The organism is Pseudomonas sp. RSB 5.4 (assembly GCF_037126175.1).
Lineage (GTDB): Bacteria > Pseudomonadota > Gammaproteobacteria > Pseudomonadales > Pseudomonadaceae > Aquipseudomonas > Aquipseudomonas fluorescens_H.
The window spans coordinates 1916329-1931126 of record NZ_CP146986.1 but is presented as its reverse complement, the minus strand read 5'-3'; the positions used below and the strand labels follow the sequence as shown (position 1 = coordinate 1931126).

The 14798-nt window shown below is 63.5% G+C and carries 13 protein-coding genes; 11 read left to right on the top strand and 2 right to left on the bottom strand.

The features are described from left to right. Positions 1 to 18 precede the first annotated feature (18 nt). The 6 genes from V9L13_RS08505 to V9L13_RS08480 all read left to right on the top strand — a co-directional run bounded on the left by V9L13_RS08505 (position 19) and on the right by V9L13_RS08480 (position 5098). Positions 19 to 264, top strand: coding sequence for a ferredoxin family protein (locus V9L13_RS08505; RefSeq protein WP_007959413.1), 246 nt, complete (start codon positions 19 to 21; stop codon positions 262 to 264). 276 nt (positions 265 to 540) lie between these two features. Beyond that, positions 541 to 1965, top strand: coding sequence for an ABC transporter substrate-binding protein (locus V9L13_RS08500; protein WP_201137429.1), 1425 nt, complete (start codon positions 541 to 543; stop codon positions 1963 to 1965). A 268-nt stretch (positions 1966 to 2233) separates the two neighbouring features. Beyond that, positions 2234 to 3016 (top strand): ABC transporter permease, encoded by a 783-nt coding sequence (locus V9L13_RS08495; RefSeq protein WP_338802179.1) that lies wholly within the window; start codon positions 2234 to 2236, stop codon positions 3014 to 3016. After that, complete coding sequence (locus V9L13_RS08490) at positions 3016 to 3864, top strand: ABC transporter ATP-binding protein (RefSeq protein ID WP_338802178.1); 849 nt, start codon at positions 3016 to 3018, stop codon at positions 3862 to 3864. Before V9L13_RS08495 ends, V9L13_RS08490 begins: the two co-directional genes overlap by 1 nt. Continuing rightward, the gene (locus tag V9L13_RS08485; protein ID WP_338802177.1) at positions 3861 to 4823 is read left to right on the top strand and encodes a HEAT repeat domain-containing protein; all 963 of its coding nucleotides are present in this window, start codon (positions 3861 to 3863) and stop codon (positions 4821 to 4823) included. The genes V9L13_RS08490 and V9L13_RS08485 overlap by 4 nt, the downstream gene beginning before the upstream one ends. After that, positions 4820 to 5098, top strand: coding sequence for a DUF971 domain-containing protein (locus tag V9L13_RS08480; protein WP_103521660.1), 279 nt, complete (start codon positions 4820 to 4822; stop codon positions 5096 to 5098). The genes V9L13_RS08485 and V9L13_RS08480 overlap by 4 nt, the downstream gene beginning before the upstream one ends. 55 nt (positions 5099 to 5153) lie before the next feature. Here the strand turns inward: V9L13_RS08480 and V9L13_RS08475 are convergent, their stop codons facing one another. Continuing rightward, positions 5154 to 5891 (bottom strand): TorF family putative porin, encoded by a 738-nt coding sequence (locus V9L13_RS08475; RefSeq protein WP_338802176.1) that lies wholly within the window; start codon positions 5889 to 5891, stop codon positions 5154 to 5156. Between the two features lie 184 nt (positions 5892 to 6075). Further along, positions 6076 to 7818, bottom strand: a complete 1743-nt coding sequence (locus V9L13_RS08470; RefSeq protein ID WP_338802175.1) for an amidohydrolase — start codon at positions 7816 to 7818, stop codon at positions 6076 to 6078. A gap of 103 nt (positions 7819 to 7921) precedes the next feature. Here V9L13_RS08470 and V9L13_RS08465 point away from each other — a divergent pair, with 103 nt between their 5' ends. The 5 genes from V9L13_RS08465 to V9L13_RS08445 all read left to right on the top strand — a co-directional run bounded on the left by V9L13_RS08465 (position 7922) and on the right by V9L13_RS08445 (position 14777). Next, positions 7922 to 8839: a LysR family transcriptional regulator gene (locus V9L13_RS08465; RefSeq protein WP_338802174.1), complete on the top strand. Its 918-nt coding sequence runs from the start codon at positions 7922 to 7924 to the stop codon at positions 8837 to 8839. A gap of 206 nt (positions 8840 to 9045) precedes the next feature. After that, positions 9046 to 9663, top strand: a complete 618-nt coding sequence (gene lexA / locus V9L13_RS08460; protein ID WP_003225601.1) for a transcriptional repressor LexA — start codon at positions 9046 to 9048, stop codon at positions 9661 to 9663. Next, positions 9663 to 10280 carry a translesion DNA synthesis-associated protein ImuA gene (imuA, locus tag V9L13_RS08455; RefSeq protein WP_139053725.1) on the top strand — a complete coding sequence of 206 codons (618 nt, stop codon included), beginning with the start codon at positions 9663 to 9665 and terminating at the stop codon, positions 10278 to 10280. Before lexA ends, imuA begins: the two co-directional genes overlap by 1 nt. Positions 10281 to 10287: 7 nt before the next feature. After that, positions 10288 to 11703, top strand: coding sequence for a DNA polymerase Y family protein (locus V9L13_RS08450; protein ID WP_338802173.1), 1416 nt, complete (start codon positions 10288 to 10290; stop codon positions 11701 to 11703). Then, positions 11679 to 14777 carry an error-prone DNA polymerase gene (locus V9L13_RS08445; RefSeq protein ID WP_338802172.1) on the top strand — a complete coding sequence of 1033 codons (3099 nt, stop codon included), beginning with the start codon at positions 11679 to 11681 and terminating at the stop codon, positions 14775 to 14777. The genes V9L13_RS08450 and V9L13_RS08445 overlap by 25 nt, the downstream gene beginning before the upstream one ends. The last annotated feature ends 21 nt before the right edge of the window (positions 14778 to 14798 follow it).

The window sequence follows — 14798 nt, the reverse complement described above, 5'->3', positions numbered from 1 at the left end:
CCAGAGAGAGTTCGAACCATGGCCTATCAAGCCCAGGAAATCTTCTTCCGCTCCAACGCCCCGGTCACCGTGGACGAGGACAAATGCATCGCCGAAAAAGGCTGCACCGTGTGCGTCGACGTCTGCCCGATGGACCTGCTGGCGATCAACCCGGCCACACAAAAGGCCTACATGGCATTTGATGAATGTTGGTACTGCATGCCGTGTGAGAAGGATTGTCCGACCGGTGCCGTCAAAGTCGAAATCCCTTATCTCCTGCGCTGATCCTGCTCGAAATGTGGGAGCGAGCCTGCTCGTGAAAGCGGTGGGTCATTTAGCAATGATGTCGACAGATACGCCGCTTTCGCGAGCAAGCTCGCTCCCACAATGGATCGAGTTACTGCACAAATTGAGTACGCCAAAACCCTGTGGGAGCGAGCTTGCTCGCGAAGAGGCCCGCCCAGACAACCCAAAGCCATCCGGAAACCCCGGACGCTGGATTCACCGAAACCCCTCGTTTCCCACCGCGCCCTGATCGCGGCGGAGACGAACATCCTATAAATGATTCGAGGGGAAACACTCATGTTGCGTGCAGCAATCGCCGGTCTGGTACTGGCTTCATTCACCCTGTCGGCCTCGGCCGAAACCATCCGCATCGCCATCGGCACCCAGGACACCACCATCAACTGCGCCGCCGGCGGACTGTTGATTCGTGAGCTCGGTCTGCTCGACAAATACCTGCCGCACGACGGCGCCTATAAAGACGCGAAATACGACGTGCAGTGGAAGAACTTCACCAGCGGCGCGCCGCTGACCAACGAGATGGTCGCCGGCAAACTCGACTTCGGCGCCATGGCCGATTTCCCTGGCGCGTTCAACGGTGTGGCGTTCGAGACCGCCGGCAAGCACAGCCTGTTCATCAGCGTGTTGTCGGGCAGCATCAAGGGCAGCGGCAACGGCATCGTGGTGCCGAGTGCGTCCGGGGTGCAGGCGCTGAGCGAACTCAAGGGCAAGACCATCTCGGTGCCGTTCGCCTCGACCGCCCACGGCATGCTGCTGCGCGCGGTGGCGGAGCAGGGCTGGGATCCACTGAAAGACGTGAACATCATCGCTCAGCCACCGGAAGTCGCCGGCTCCGCGCTGCAGGCCGGCAAGATCGACGCCCACGCCGATTTCGTGCCGTTCGCCGAACTGTTCCCGAGCCGTGGTTTCGCCCGCAAGATCTACGACGGCGCCCAGGCCAATGCGCCGACTTTCCACGGCGCGCTGGTCGATCAGGCCTACGCGAAACAGTACCCGGAAATCGTCGTCGCCTACCTGCGCGCGAGCATCGAGGCCAACCAGTTGCTGGCCGCTGAACCTGAGAAGTACAGCGAGCTGATCGCCAAAGTCACCGGCGTCGATGCCGAGGTCAACTACCTGTTCCACGGCCCGCTCGGCGTACAGACCCGCGACCTGAGCTGGAAGCCGGAATACCGTCAGGCCGTTGGCACCGCGATCGATACCCTGAAGCTGTTGAAAAAGGCTGATCGCGGCCTCGACCTCAACACCTTCATCGACGATCAGTACATCCGCGCCGCCTTCAAGGCCTCGAATCTGGACTACACCGCGCAACTCGCCAATTACGCGCAAACACCGTTGAAAGCGCTGGATGCGGCCAGCGGCAAAGCGATCACTGACTTCAGTCACGTCGCCGAAATCTGGGTGCGCGGTGAAGACAAAGTACGCCAGTACGCCTCCGCCGAATCGGCCTTCACCGCGTTGGCCGCGTTGAAGCAGGAAGGCAAAAACATCCGCGCGGTGTATGCGCAGGCCAGTGACAGCGGGATCAAGTTGCTTGCCGATCAGGCGTGGTTTGCCAGCGATGCCAAGGGCCGCTTGAGCGCGTTTCTGCTCAAGGGCCAGGCCCAGCAATATGCGGCGGCGCAGGGCGGCAAGGTCTTCGACTTTACCGATGCCACGACCCAGGCCGTGGCTGCCCGCTAATTGAAGATCAAAAACTCACCCTCACCCTAGCCCTCTCCCGGAGGGAGAGGGGACTGAACGAGGTGTTTGCGGGAGCTAAGCCGACCTGAAATATCGAGCCGAACTCAGTTTTTGAAAATCATGAATATCTGCTCGCTATCGAGCCGAACCGAGATTTTGAAAGGCTTGAAGATCTGCTCCCTTTCCCCCTCGCCCCCCTGGGGGAGAGGGCTGGGGTGAGGGGGGCGATCTCAGCCATCACACCGCTCCAAACATGGAAACCCGATTCATGAAAATCCCAAAACCCCGCTGGATCACCAGAGCAACCTCCATAGCGCTCTGCCTGCTGTTCTGGCAACTCGCCGCCAGTCACCACTGGAACCTCGGCCTGGTCACCTTCGCCAACGTGCCAACCCCACTGGCCGTGATCGAAGCGGCGCTGGGTCTGGGCGATTCCGGCAAGTTGCTGCAACACTTGACTGCCAGCCTCAGCCGCGTGTTCGCCGGCTATCTCGCGGCATTGATCATCGGCATCGCCCTGGGTCTCGCCATCGGCCGCTCGAAATGGGCCGAAGACCTGCTGTTGCCACCACTCGAAGTGCTGCGTCCGATTCCGGCGGTGGCATGGATTCCGCTGGCGATCCTGATGTTCCCGTCGTCGGAGCTGTCGATGGTATTCATCACCTTCACCGGTGCGTTGTTCCCGATTTTGCTCAACACCGTGCACGGGGTGGAAGGGGTCGACCCACGGCTGATCGCCTCGGCAAAAAGCCTTGGGGCAGGGCGTCGGGCGATTCTGCTGGAAGTGATTTTGCCCGGCGCCGCACCGAGCATCATTACTGGCCTCGCCATCGGCATGGGCACCTCGTGGTTCTGTCTGGTCACGGCGGAAATGATCTCCGGCCAGTTCGGCATCGGTTACTACACCTGGGAGTCCTACACCATTCAGAACTACGCCGACATCGTCGTCGGCATGCTGCTGATCGGTGTGCTGGGCATGGGCAGCAGTCTGCTGATCAAGCGTCTGGGCGGGCTGTTCACGCCCTGGCACCGACCACGAGGAAAAGCCTGATGAGCGCAATGCAAACCCCCGAAGGGCGGATCGATATTCGCCAGTTGTCGATCGTTCTCGGCGAAGGCCAACACGCTTTCGAAGCCGTGCAGGGGCTGGATTGTCAGATCGAGCCGGGCCAGTTCGTGTGCATTCTCGGCCCGTCCGGTTGCGGCAAATCGACCTTGCTCGGTGCACTGGCCGGGCACCTGCAAGCCCATGCCGGCAGCCTCAAAGTCGATGGCGGCGAGGTCTGCGGGCCGTCGCCGCAACGTGGCATGGTGTTCCAGCATCACACGCTGTTTCCGTGGCGCACGGTGCGCGACAACGTCGCTTTCGGCCTGAAGATGCGCGGCATCGGCAAGGCTGAACGGCATCGCGCGGCGGACGAAATGCTCAAACTGGTCGGCCTCGACGGCTTCGCCGAACGCTGGCCCGATCAGCTTTCCGGCGGCATGCAACAACGGGTCGAGATCGCTCGGGTGCTGGTCAACCGTCCACGGCTGTTGTTGATGGACGAACCGTTTGGTGCGCTGGATGCCTTGACCCGCTTGAACATGCAGGAATTGCTGCTGGACATCTGGACGCGCATCCGCACCACCGTGGTGTTCGTTACTCACGATATCGACGAGGCGCTGTTTCTCGCCGATCGCTTGCTGGTGATGAGCGCGCGACCGGGGCGAATCATCGAGGACCTGCGCCTGGACTTCCCGCGTCCGCGTACCAGCGAACTGGTGACCAGCCCCGAATTCTCCCGCCTCAAACGCCATTGCCTCGACCTGCTGCGCCACGACAACCCCCGACCGCTGCCGCGCCTCAACCCGCTCGGCCTGCCTCCCGAAATCCCTTTGCCGCGATTTGCCCTATGACCTCATTTTTTGCTGTGACCGATAACGACGACATCCTTGCCCTGCAACCGCGTCTGACCGCTGATGATGCCGGTGTGCGGCGCATTGCCCTGATTGAACTGGCTGACCTGGAAGAGCCGGACGGCCTGCTGTGGCTGGTTGAAAAACTGAGCGAAGATCCCGCCGAAGAAGTCCGCGCCGAAGCCGCGCGGCTGCTGGAAGCCTGGGAGGACGAACCGGTGGTGACTGCGCTGTGTCAGGCGCTGACCGATCCGTCTCCGGCCGTGCAGGCAGCCGCCGCGCAAAGCCTGAGTCTGCTCAAAACCGAAGCGGCAGGCCGGGTAATTCTGCCGTGGACCGATCACGCCGAAGTCAGTGTGCGAATCGCCGCGTTCCGTGCCTTGCGCGAACTGCGTTTCGCCGAGGCCGCACCGGCTGCAATTGCGGCACTCAACGACAGCGACGCCAACGTACGCCGCGAAGCCGTGGGCGTTCTGGGCTGGCTCAAACAGCTCGAAGCACTGCCAGCCTTGGCGCGACTCGCCAGCGCCGACCCGGACACCGAAGTGCGCCGCGCCGCCACCGGTGCCCTCGGTCTGGCGTCCGGTGGCGAAGTGCTGCCGGCCCTGCGTCAGGCGCTGCAGGACGCTGCCTGGCAAGTGCGCGAAGAAGCGGCCACGACGCTGGGCAAAGTCGGCCACAGCGACGCCGGTCCGGCGTTGATCGCCGCCCTCGGCGATGACTATTGGCAAGTGCGCTTGCGCGCCACTCGCAGCCTCGGTCGTTTGCGTTTTGCACCGGCGCTGGACGCTCTGATCGAGACCCTCGGCCATCGCATCAGCAACCTGCGCAAGGAAGCCGCGCTGGCCCTCGGTGAGTTGAATGATCGCGGCGCGGTGGCGGCGTTGCAGGCGGCGCAGGATGACGGTGATCCGGAAGTGCGCAAAGCGGTGCGGATTGCCTTGAGTCAGCTGCAATGAACCCGCTGTCGCTGGGCAATTCGCAGAGCGAGCAGACCCTGCGCCTGAGCTGGCCGGACGGCCGCGAGTCGCTGTTCAATCACGCCGAACTGCGCCGCCAGTGCCCGTGCTCGCAGTGCCGTGCGTTTCGCCTGAAAGGCGTTACTCCGCTGGTGGATGACCGTGTTCGTCTGATCGAGATCAACCCGCAGGGGTATGGCGTGCAACTGGTGTTCAGCGACGGCCATCAACGCGGGATCTACCCGTGGGACTACCTGGCACAACTTGGTTCTTAGCTTCACCACAATCAACTGTGGGAGCAAGTCTGCTCCCACAGGGGAATCGTGATTTTCAGAAGGATTTACTCAGGCTGGCGACGACAGTGGCGGTGCACACATCCTTGAATCCCCAGTTGCTCAAGCACTGGCTCTGCGACAGATCGGTGTCGATGTAGCTCAGGCCCAACACCACCCCGGCCAGATTGTGGGTCAGTTTGACCTCCCATTCGCGATAGCTGTTCTCGCCATGCCCGGACGCCGAGTACAGGTGCGGGTCCTTGAAGTCCATGTTGCCGTAACGCAGTTTCAGCCCGGAATCGAACGGCAGCTCGGTTTCATAACCGACATAGGTGTAGAGCGAGCTCTGCTTGCTGTCGACCCCCGGCGCATCGCTGGAGTAATACGCCGCCAGCTTCACCCCGTAGACGCCGAGAATCCCGTAGACCTCGCTCTGGTTGAACTGGCTTTCCTTGGGGTAGGCGTACTTGAGGTAACCCAGATCGAGGCTGACGTCCTCGGTGGCCTGCCACAGCAAGCCAGCGTAGTAATCGACTTCCTGACGGGTTTTCAGACCATCGCCGAAATCGACGTTGGAACTCCAGGCCCCCACGTACAAACCGCTGCTGTGCGTCAGGGTCAGGCCGGCTTGCAGGGCCGGGTCGTTTTGCGTTTGCGAGATGCCGCGGGTCCGGTAGTCGCTGGCCAGGGTCAGGTCGACCAGCACGGCGAAGTCGTCGTTCAAGGGGATCGCCTGGCTGCTCAAGGGCAACAGACTCAAGGAACTCAGGGCGAGCAAGGGCAAGGCTTTCATGTGAAGTCCCGATGTTGTGATTGTTATGGGGGCTGGAAAATGCAGTGGAAATGCTTGGGTAGGGTGAAAGTCCCTGTGGGAGCGGGCTTGCTCGCGAAAACGGTGGGTCAGGTATCGAAATGTTTGCTGACCGGACGCCTTCGGGAGCAAGCCCCCTCCCACAAAAGAGGGAGGGATCCTGTTGTTATTGGGCGGCGGTGTAGACCTGACGCCCACCAAACCAGGTTTGCAGAACCTGGGTGGCATGCAGGGCTTTTTCGTCGACGCTGAACACGTCGCGGTCGACCACGATGAAATCGGCCTGTTTGCCCGGCGTCAGCGAGCCGATCTGCTGGTCGAGGCCGATGGTCCGCGCCGCGTTGGCGGTGTAGGCGTAGAACATGGTTTCGCGGTCCAGACGCTCATCGGCATTCAGCACCCCCAACGGGCCGACGCGGGTGATGGCCTGGGCCATGGCGTTGAACGGATTGGGCGACGACACCGGCCAGTCGCTGGCACCGGCAATCGTCGCACCCTGTTTCAGCAGCGAGTGCGCCGGGTATTGATAGCGGAAGGCGAGGGCGCTGACGTAGGGCTTGATCATGTCGGTGGTGTAGTCGTCGGCGCTGGCCCAAAGCAGTTGCATCGAGGCGATCACGTTCAGCGGTTTGAAGCGGGCGAACTCTTTTGGATTGACCATTTGCAGGTGGGTGATCGAGTGAGTAATGCCGCTCTGCCGATCCTTGCGCGCGCGTTCGATGCCATTGAGTGATTCCCGCACCGCACGGTCGCCGATGGCGTGGATGTGCACCAGCCAGCCGCGCTGGTCGATGGCGCTGACCAGTTCGCCGAAATGCTGCGGGTCGATCAGCAGCTCGCCCTGTTTGTGCGAGTTGCGGTACGGATCGATCATCGCCGCGCTCTGCGCCGGGTACTCGATCACGCCATCGGCGAAGATCTTGACTCCGGGCAGGGTCAGGTTGGGGATGCCCTGAAATTGCTGGCGCACCTTATCCAGCGTATCGAGATCGGCCGGCAGGCTTTTCGGGTTGGCGACCAGCAACGCGGCGACGTGCACGCTCATGTCGCCGCTTTCCGACAGCGCTTTGTAGGCCGGCAGGACGCCGACGGTTTTCTCGGTGGGTTTGAGCGCGAACACGGCCTCGCCCGGTGCGGCGTTGGCGGCGGGGTCCATCCACGCGGTGATGCCGAGGCTGTTGTTGAAACGCACAGCGGATTTGGCCGCGGTGAGCATATCGGCCGGGCTCGGCACCGGCATTTTCGCGGCGACCCGATCCCAACCGGCGTCGACCAGAAAACCGTTGGGCTCGCCGCTGGCCAGTTTGCCGATCGTGTCTTGTTCCGCAGCGGGCAGGGTCTTGAGCAACGCCGCGTCGATGCCGGCGCGCTTGAGCATCACGTTGTTGGCCCACGCGGTGTGGTGATCGCTGCCGGTGAACACCACCGGCACGTCGGCCCATTCGCCCTGGTTGAAGGTCTTGCCCAGCGCCTCGGCCTGCGCCCAGTACGCCGAACTCATGCCGGCGATGCTCAGCACATCGCCGTGCTTCGCTTTACCGTCATCACGCCAGGCGCGCAGGCGCTTTTGCAATTCATCGAGGGCGACGACTTCGTCTTCCATGTTGGCCGAGACCATTTCCAGGCCACCGAAAATCGCGTGGGAATGACTGTCGATCAAGCCAGGCATCAGCGTCTTGCCGCTGAGGTCGATCACCTGCGTGCCGGGTTCGATCAGCGCCTTGATCTGCGCATCGCTGCCGACTTTCAGCACCTTGCCGTTTTCCACGGCCAGCGCCTGCACCTTTGGTTGCGAACGGTCGGCGGTGAAAATCTTGCCGTTGACCAGCACCAGATCGGTGGCGGCCATGGCTTCCATCGAGGCAAAACTTATCGCGCTCACCAGCAGACTCGGGATGAATCTTTTCATTGAAGATTTCCTTGTTATTGCGTCTGATGGCCAGATTAGTGGCTGACACTGGCCGACAGAACGCCTCCCTCACGAAAAACGTTTTTGCCTGAATGGAAAAAGCATGGACAAGCTGGGTGCACTGAAAATGTTCGTGGTCACCGCGCAACTCGGTAGTTTCAGCCGCGCGGCCGAGCAATTGGGCAAGACCCCGTCGGCCCTGACCAAAGCGGTCAATCACCTGGAAACGGAACTCGGCGCGCGACTGTTCGAGCGCAGCACACGGCGGATTCTGCTCACCGAAATCGGCCGGGTGTACCTGGAAACCGCGCGGCTGGTGTTGCAGCGGCTGGAGGAGGCCGGAGAAGAGATCGAGCAGTTGCAGCACGGTCTGCGCGGCAGCCTGAAAATCACTGCACCGTTGGCGTACGGGCGGGCGTTTCTCGATCAGGTGTGTGACGGCTTTTTGCAGCAATACCCGCAGATCAGCCTGCAAGTGGATCTGTGCGACGCGTTCGTCAATCTGCTGGAAAGCGGCTATGACCTGGCCTTGCGCGAAGGCCATGACGACCTGCCGGGGCTGATTGCCCGGGTGGTCGGCAGCAATCGCCTGGCGTTGTGCGGCAGCCCGGACTATCTGGCGCGCAAGGGTTGGCCGGTCACCCCGCAAACCCTCGAGCAGCATGAATGGCTGCTGTATCAGCACCCGTTGCTCAGCCGCGAGTTCTGGTGGGCCGAACGCGACGGCCAGCGCCTGAGCCTGGCGCAACCGACGGCGCCGCGCTTGCGCAGCGACAATTACGACCTGTTGCTGGCCAGCGCGCTGGCCGGACGCGGCTTGCTGCACACGCCGCTGTGGAGCGCCGCGCCGTACATTGCCGATGGGCGTCTGGTGCGGGTCATGGCTGACTATGAAATCGACCCCGACACCTTCGGCCCGCACATTCTCGCGGTGTACCCGAGCCATCGACGGGCCACGGCCAAGGTCGTGGCGTTCATCGATTACATCGCCTCCTTCCTCGCCGAACGTGGCCTCAACTGACACCCCGTTCCCCTGTAGGAGCTGCCGCAGGCTGCGATCTTTAAAAAGATCAAAAGATCGCAGCCTTCGGCAGCTCCTACACAGTCCCGAGTCGCCTCCTTTGTAGGAGCTGCCGAGTGAAACGAGGCTGCGATCTTTTGATCTTTGTGGAAGGTCGGCTTGGGCCGACTGGCGGTGCTTGTCAGTAAAATCCCACAGGAGTACAAATGTACTCCATGACAAATCTGACTCCCCGCCGTACCGCCATCCTGACCTTTATCCGCGAACGCATCGCCGAACACGGTCAGCCCCCAAGCCTCGCTGAAATCAGCGAGGCTTTTGGTTTTGCCTCGCGCAGCGTGGCGCGCAAGCATGTGCTGGCGCTTACCGAAGCCGGGTTTATCGAGGTCAATCCGCATCAGGCCCGGGGCATTCGCCTGCTCGGGCAGCCGGCGCGACCGGAGCTCCTGGATATTCCGGTGCTCGGCCGGGTGGCCGCCGGTGCGCCGATCGGTGCCGATGCCGATATCCATAGCCGCTTGATGCTCGACCCGGCGCTGTTCTCCCGTACCCCCGACTACATGCTGCGGGTGCAGGGCGACTCGATGATCGAGGACGGCATTCTCGACGGCGATCTGGTCGGCGTGCGGCGCAATCCCGAAGCACTCAACGGCCAGATCGTCGTGGCGCGGCTCGATGGCGAAGTGACGATCAAACGCTTCGAGCGCGTCGGCGATGAGGTCCGGCTGCTGCCGCGCAACCCGGCGTACCAGCCGATTGTCGTGCGCGATGATCAGGACCTGGCCATCGAAGGCGTGTTCTGCGGTCTGGTGAGGCAAGGCTGATGGGCGCCGTCGTTGCACTCGATACGCTGTTCAATGGCGGCCAGGTCTGGAAGGGCCGGCCTGCGCCGCCGACGGCCAGCCCGCAACCCACCGGCCATGCCGCGCTGGATGCGGCACTGCCCAGCGGTGGCTGGCCGGAAGCGGCACTGAGCGAAATCCTGCTGGCCGGCCCCGGGGTTGGCGAGCTGCAACTGGTGTGGCCGACGCTGGCGCGGCTGTCGGCGGCGGGCGAGCGCATCGTGCTAGTGGCACCACCGTTCGTGCCGTACCCGCAGGCGTGGGCGAACGCCGGGGTCGATCTGCGGCAGTTGTCGGTGATTCAGGCCAGCGAGCGCGATGCCTTGTGGGCGGCGGAACAATGCCTGCGCTCGGGCAGTTGCGGCGCGGTGCTGTGCTGGCCGCACAAGGCCGATGACCGCGCGTTGCGGCGCTTGCAGGTGGCAGCGGAAACCGGCCAGACCCTGGCGTTTGCCTGGCGCCCGTTGAGCGAGGCGATCAATCCGTCGCCGGCCGCGTTGCGCATCGCCATCGACGCCAGACCGGCCCAGTTGCGCGTGCTCAAGTGCCGTGGCGGACTGGCGCGCACGGCGCCGATTGCGTTTGCCGTGGGGCACTGAGGTCGTCATGCGCTGGGTGTGTATCCTGTTCCCGCAATTGGCCCTCGACGCCGTGCTGCGTCAGCGTGCCGATCCCGCTGAGCCGTTGGTGCTGCTCAGCGGCCCGGCCCAGCGCCGCGTGCTGCAAGCGGTCAATCCGGCGGCGCGTCAACTCGGCCTGCGCGCCGGTCAGTCGATGACCGCCGCGCAAGCTTTGGCCAAAGGCTTTGCCACCGCCGATTACGACCTGGCCGAGGTCGAGCGCTGGCAGCAGTTTCTCGCCGCGTGGGCTTACCGGTTCAGTGCGCAGGTCAGCGTGCATTACCCGCGCACCGTGGTGTTCGAGATCGAGTCGAGCCTGGGTCTGTTCGGCTCCTGGACGCAGTTCGAAGCGCGGCTGCGCAAGGAACTGACTGAGCTGGGTTTCCGCCATCGCATCGTTGCCGCGCCCAATCCGGTGGCGGCGCGGGTGCTGGCCAACGCCTACGACGGCCTCGTAGTACCGGACGGCGAAGCCCTGCAGCATCACCTTGGGCAGTTGCCCGTCGACCGTGTCGGGCTGGAGCCGCAGGTCGCCACGGCGCTGACGCGCATGGGCCTGCGCAATCTGAACCAGCTGCAGAGCCTGCCGCGTCAGGCCCTGGCCCGGCGCTTCGAAGCGTCGATGCTCAAACATCTCGACACGTTGTTCGGGGCACGGCCGCTGGCCTTGGCGTTCTATCTGCCGCCGGATCGTTTCGATGTGCGCATCGAACTCAATTTCGACGTGCAATCCCATCAGGCGCTGCTGTTCCCGTTACGGCGTCTGACCGCGGACCTGTCGGCGTTCCTCTGCGGGCGTGACAGCGGCGTGCAGCGTTTCGACCTGCATCTGGAACACGCCGGGCTGCCGGACACGCTGATCAAGGTCGGCCTGCTCAGCGCCGAGCGCGATCCGGCGATGCTTTTCGAACTGGCCCGTGGACGACTGGAGCAAGTGCAGGTCGAGGCCCCGGTGCGTGGCTTCCGCCTGCGCGCCGAAGATCTGCCGAGTTTTGTGCCGCAGTGTCAGGAACTGTTCGATGACCGTCCGCAACAGACCTTGCCCTGGGAGCAATTGCGCGAACGCCTGCGCGCGCGGCTCGGCGATGAGGCGGTGCAGGGCCTGCGCTTTCAGGCCGACCACCGACCGGAATGCGCCTGGCAGAACGCTGTCGACAAGCAACGTTGCACAGGTTTACCGAGCGTGCAGCGCCCGGGCTGGCTGCTCGGCGAGCCGCAAAGCGTGCCGGAAGGTTCGGCGCGGATCCTCATGGGCCCGGAGCGCATCGAGTCCGGCTGGTGGGACGGTGACGATGTGCGTCGCGATTACTACCTGATCCAGAACCGTGCCGGTCAGCAGGGCTGGGCCTATCGGGCCGTGGGCGAGGGCGGTCCGTTGTGGCTGCAGGGCTGGTTTGCATGAGCCACGACTATGCCGAGCTGCACTGCCTGTCGAACTTCAGTTTCCAGCGCGGTGCCTCCAGTGCCCTTGAGCTGTTCCAGCGGGCGAAAAAGCACGGCTATCAGGCGCTGGCGATCACCGATGAGTGCACGCTGGCCGGGATCGTCCGCGCTTGGCAAGCGGCGAAATCGGTTGAACTGCCGCTGATCATCGGCAGCGAAATCCGCATCGACAACGGCCCGAAACTGGTACTGCTGGTGGAGAACCTTGCGGGCTATCAGGCCTTGTGCGGCTTGATCACTCAGGCCCGACGGCGTACGCAGAAGGGCCAGTACCAAGTGCTGCGCGAGGACTTCAGCGAGCCGTTGCCGGGTTTGCTCACGCTGTGGGTGCCGGACAGCGTCGATGACGTGGAGGAGGGGCGCTGGCTGAAGCAGACCTTCGGCCAGCGCCTGTATCTGGCGGTGCAGCTGCATCGCGGGCAGGACGACCAGCGTCGGTTGGCGGCACTGCTTAACCTGGCGGATCAGCTGCAGATTCTCGCCGTGGCCAGCGGCGATGTGCACATGCACGCCCGTGGCCGGCGCGCCCTGCAGGACACCATGACCGCGATCCGCCATCACGTCCCGGTGGCCGAGGCCGGATTGCGCCTGCACCCCAATGGCGAGCGGCATCTGCGCAGCCTCGAAGTGTTGCGCGAGCTGTATCTGCCGGCGCTGCTCGACGCCTCGGTGCAACTGGCCCGGCGCTGTACTTTCGAGCTGAGCGAGTTGCGCTATCAATATCCGAAAGAGCTGGTGCCGGAGGGGCACACCGGCAGTTCCTGGCTGCGCCAGTTGACTAAAGAGGGCATCGCCTGGCGCTGGAAAAAAGGCGCGCCCTTCAAGGTGCTGAGGCAGATCAACAAGGAACTGAAGCTGATCGCCGAACTCGGCTACGAAAGCTACTTCCTCACCGTCCATGACGTGGTGCGCTTTGCCCGCGATCAGCAGATTCTCTGTCAGGGCCGCGGTTCGGCGGCCAACTCGGCGGTGTGTTTTGCCCTGGGTATCACCGAGATCGACCCGGATCGCACCACGCTGCTGTTCGAGCGTTTCATGTCGAAAGAGCGCAACGAGCCGCCGGACATCGACGTCGACTTCGAGCACGAACGCCGTGAAGAAGTCCTGCAATACGTGTTCCGCCGTTATGGCCGGCGGCGTGCGGCGCTGACGGCGGTGGTCAGCACCTATCACGCCGCCGGTGCCGTGCGTGACGTGGCCAAGGCCCTCGGTCTGCCGCCGGATCAGATCAATGCGCTAGCCGATTGTTGTGGTCACTGGAGCGATGAAACACCGCCGCTGGCGCGTTTGCTGGAAGGCGGTTTCGACCCCGACAGCCCGGTGCTGCGCCGCGTGCTGAGTCTGACTGGGCAACTGATCGGTTTTCCCCGGCACCTGTCGCAGCACCCCGGCGGTTTTGTGATTTCCGAGCAGCCGTTGGATACGCTGGTGCCGGTGGAAAACGCCGCCATGGCCGAGCGCACGATCATTCAGTGGGACAAGGACGACCTCGATGCGGTCGGGCTGCTCAAGGTCGACATCCTCGCCCTCGGCATGCTCAGTGCCATCCGCCGTTGCTTCGATCTGCTGCGTCGTCACCGGCATCTGGATCTGAGCCTGGCGACGATTCCAGACAAAGACAAACCGACCTACGAGATGATCAGCCGCGCCGACACCATCGGCGTATTCCAGATCGAGTCCCGGGCGCAGATGTCGATGCTGCCTCGCCTGAAACCGGCGAAGTTCTACGACCTGGTGATCGAGGTTGCCATCGTCCGTCCCGGGCCGATTCAGGGCGGGATGGTCCATCCGTACCTGCGCCGGCGTAACAAGGAAGAACCGGAAACCTATCCCTCGCCGGAACTTGAAGTGGTGCTCAAACGCACCCTCGGCGTGCCGCTGTTTCAGGAACAGGTGATGCAGATCGCTATCGTTGCGGCCGACTACAGCCCCGGCGAGGCCGATCAGTTGCGCCGCTCCATGGCCGCGTGGAAACGCCACGGCGGCCTGGAGCCGCACAAGGAACGCCTCGCCGCCGGCATGAAGAAAAACGGCTACACCGAGGAATTCGCCGCGCAGATCTTCGAGCAGATCAAGGGGTTCGGCAGTTACGGCTTTCCCGAATCCCATGCCGCCAGTTTCGCCTTGCTGACCTACGCCAGTTGCTGGCTCAAGTGCCACGAACCGGCGGCGTTTGCCTGCGCGTTGATCAACAGTTGGCCGATGGGTTTTTACAGCCCGGATCAGATCCTTCAGGACGCCCGTCGGCATCAGTTGCAGATCCGTCCGGTGGACGTGCGCGCCAGCGACTGGGATTGCAGCCTGGAGCCGATCAGCGGCGCGCAACCGGCGATTCGCATGGGCCTGCGGATGATCAAGGGTTTTCGCGAGGATGACGCCCGGCGCATCGAAGCGGCGCGGGCACGCGGGGCGTTTGCCTATGTCGCCGATCTGGGCGAGCGGGCCGCGCTCGACAGTCGCGCCCAGGCGCTGTTGGCCGACTCCGGCGCGTTGCGCGGGATGGCCGGGCATCGGCATCGCGCGCGCTGGGAAGTGGCCGGGGTGCAGAAACAACTGGGCCTGTTTGCCGGGTTGCCGAGTCAGGAAGAAGCCGATGTGCTGCTGCCCAAACCGAGTGTCGGCGAGGATCTGCAGGCCGATTACGCGACCATCGGCACCACGCTGGGACCACATCCGTTGGCGCTGTTGCGCGGGGAACTGAGGGCGCGGCGTTGCCGCAGTTCGCAGGAGTTGCTGGACGTCGAACACGGGCGGCCGGTGAGCATCGCCGGGCTGGTCACCGGGCGTCAGCGACCGGGCACTGCCAGCGGCGTGACCTTCGTCACCCTTGAAGACGAGTTCGGCAACGTCAACGTGGTGGTCTGGCGCGATCTGGCCGAGCGTCAGCGTCAGGTGCTGGTTGGCTCGCAACTGCTCAGGGTCGATGGCCGCTGGGAGCGCGAGGGCGAAGTGCGGCATTTGATCGCCGGACGGCTGAGCGACCTGAGTCCGCTGCTGGATGGCATTCGCGTACAAAGCCGCGATTTTCACTAAATCCAGAACACCACAAATCCC

What these genes read in the sequence shown, in the direction of transcription:
- V9L13_RS08505 (WP_007959413.1), top strand. Translation starts at nt 19, where the DNA reads ATGGCCTATCAAGCCCAGGAAATCTTCTTCCGCTCCAACGCCCCGGTC.
- V9L13_RS08500 (WP_201137429.1), top strand. Translation starts at nt 541, where the DNA reads ATGATTCGAGGGGAAACACTCATGTTGCGTGCAGCAATCGCCGGTCTG.
- V9L13_RS08495 (WP_338802179.1), top strand. Translation starts at nt 2,234, where the DNA reads ATGAAAATCCCAAAACCCCGCTGGATCACCAGAGCAACCTCCATAGCG.
- V9L13_RS08490 (WP_338802178.1), top strand. Translation starts at nt 3,016, where the DNA reads ATGAGCGCAATGCAAACCCCCGAAGGGCGGATCGATATTCGCCAGTTG.
- V9L13_RS08485 (WP_338802177.1), top strand. Translation starts at nt 3,861, where the DNA reads ATGACCTCATTTTTTGCTGTGACCGATAACGACGACATCCTTGCCCTG.
- V9L13_RS08480 (WP_103521660.1), top strand. Translation starts at nt 4,820, where the DNA reads ATGAACCCGCTGTCGCTGGGCAATTCGCAGAGCGAGCAGACCCTGCGC.
- V9L13_RS08475 (WP_338802176.1), bottom strand. Translation starts at nt 5,891, where the DNA reads ATGAAAGCCTTGCCCTTGCTCGCCCTGAGTTCCTTGAGTCTGTTGCCC.
- V9L13_RS08470 (WP_338802175.1), bottom strand. Translation starts at nt 7,818, where the DNA reads ATGAAAAGATTCATCCCGAGTCTGCTGGTGAGCGCGATAAGTTTTGCC.
- V9L13_RS08465 (WP_338802174.1), top strand. Translation starts at nt 7,922, where the DNA reads ATGGACAAGCTGGGTGCACTGAAAATGTTCGTGGTCACCGCGCAACTC.
- lexA (WP_003225601.1), top strand. Translation starts at nt 9,046, where the DNA reads ATGTACTCCATGACAAATCTGACTCCCCGCCGTACCGCCATCCTGACC.
- imuA (WP_139053725.1), top strand. Translation starts at nt 9,663, where the DNA reads ATGGGCGCCGTCGTTGCACTCGATACGCTGTTCAATGGCGGCCAGGTC.
- V9L13_RS08450 (WP_338802173.1), top strand. Translation starts at nt 10,288, where the DNA reads ATGCGCTGGGTGTGTATCCTGTTCCCGCAATTGGCCCTCGACGCCGTG.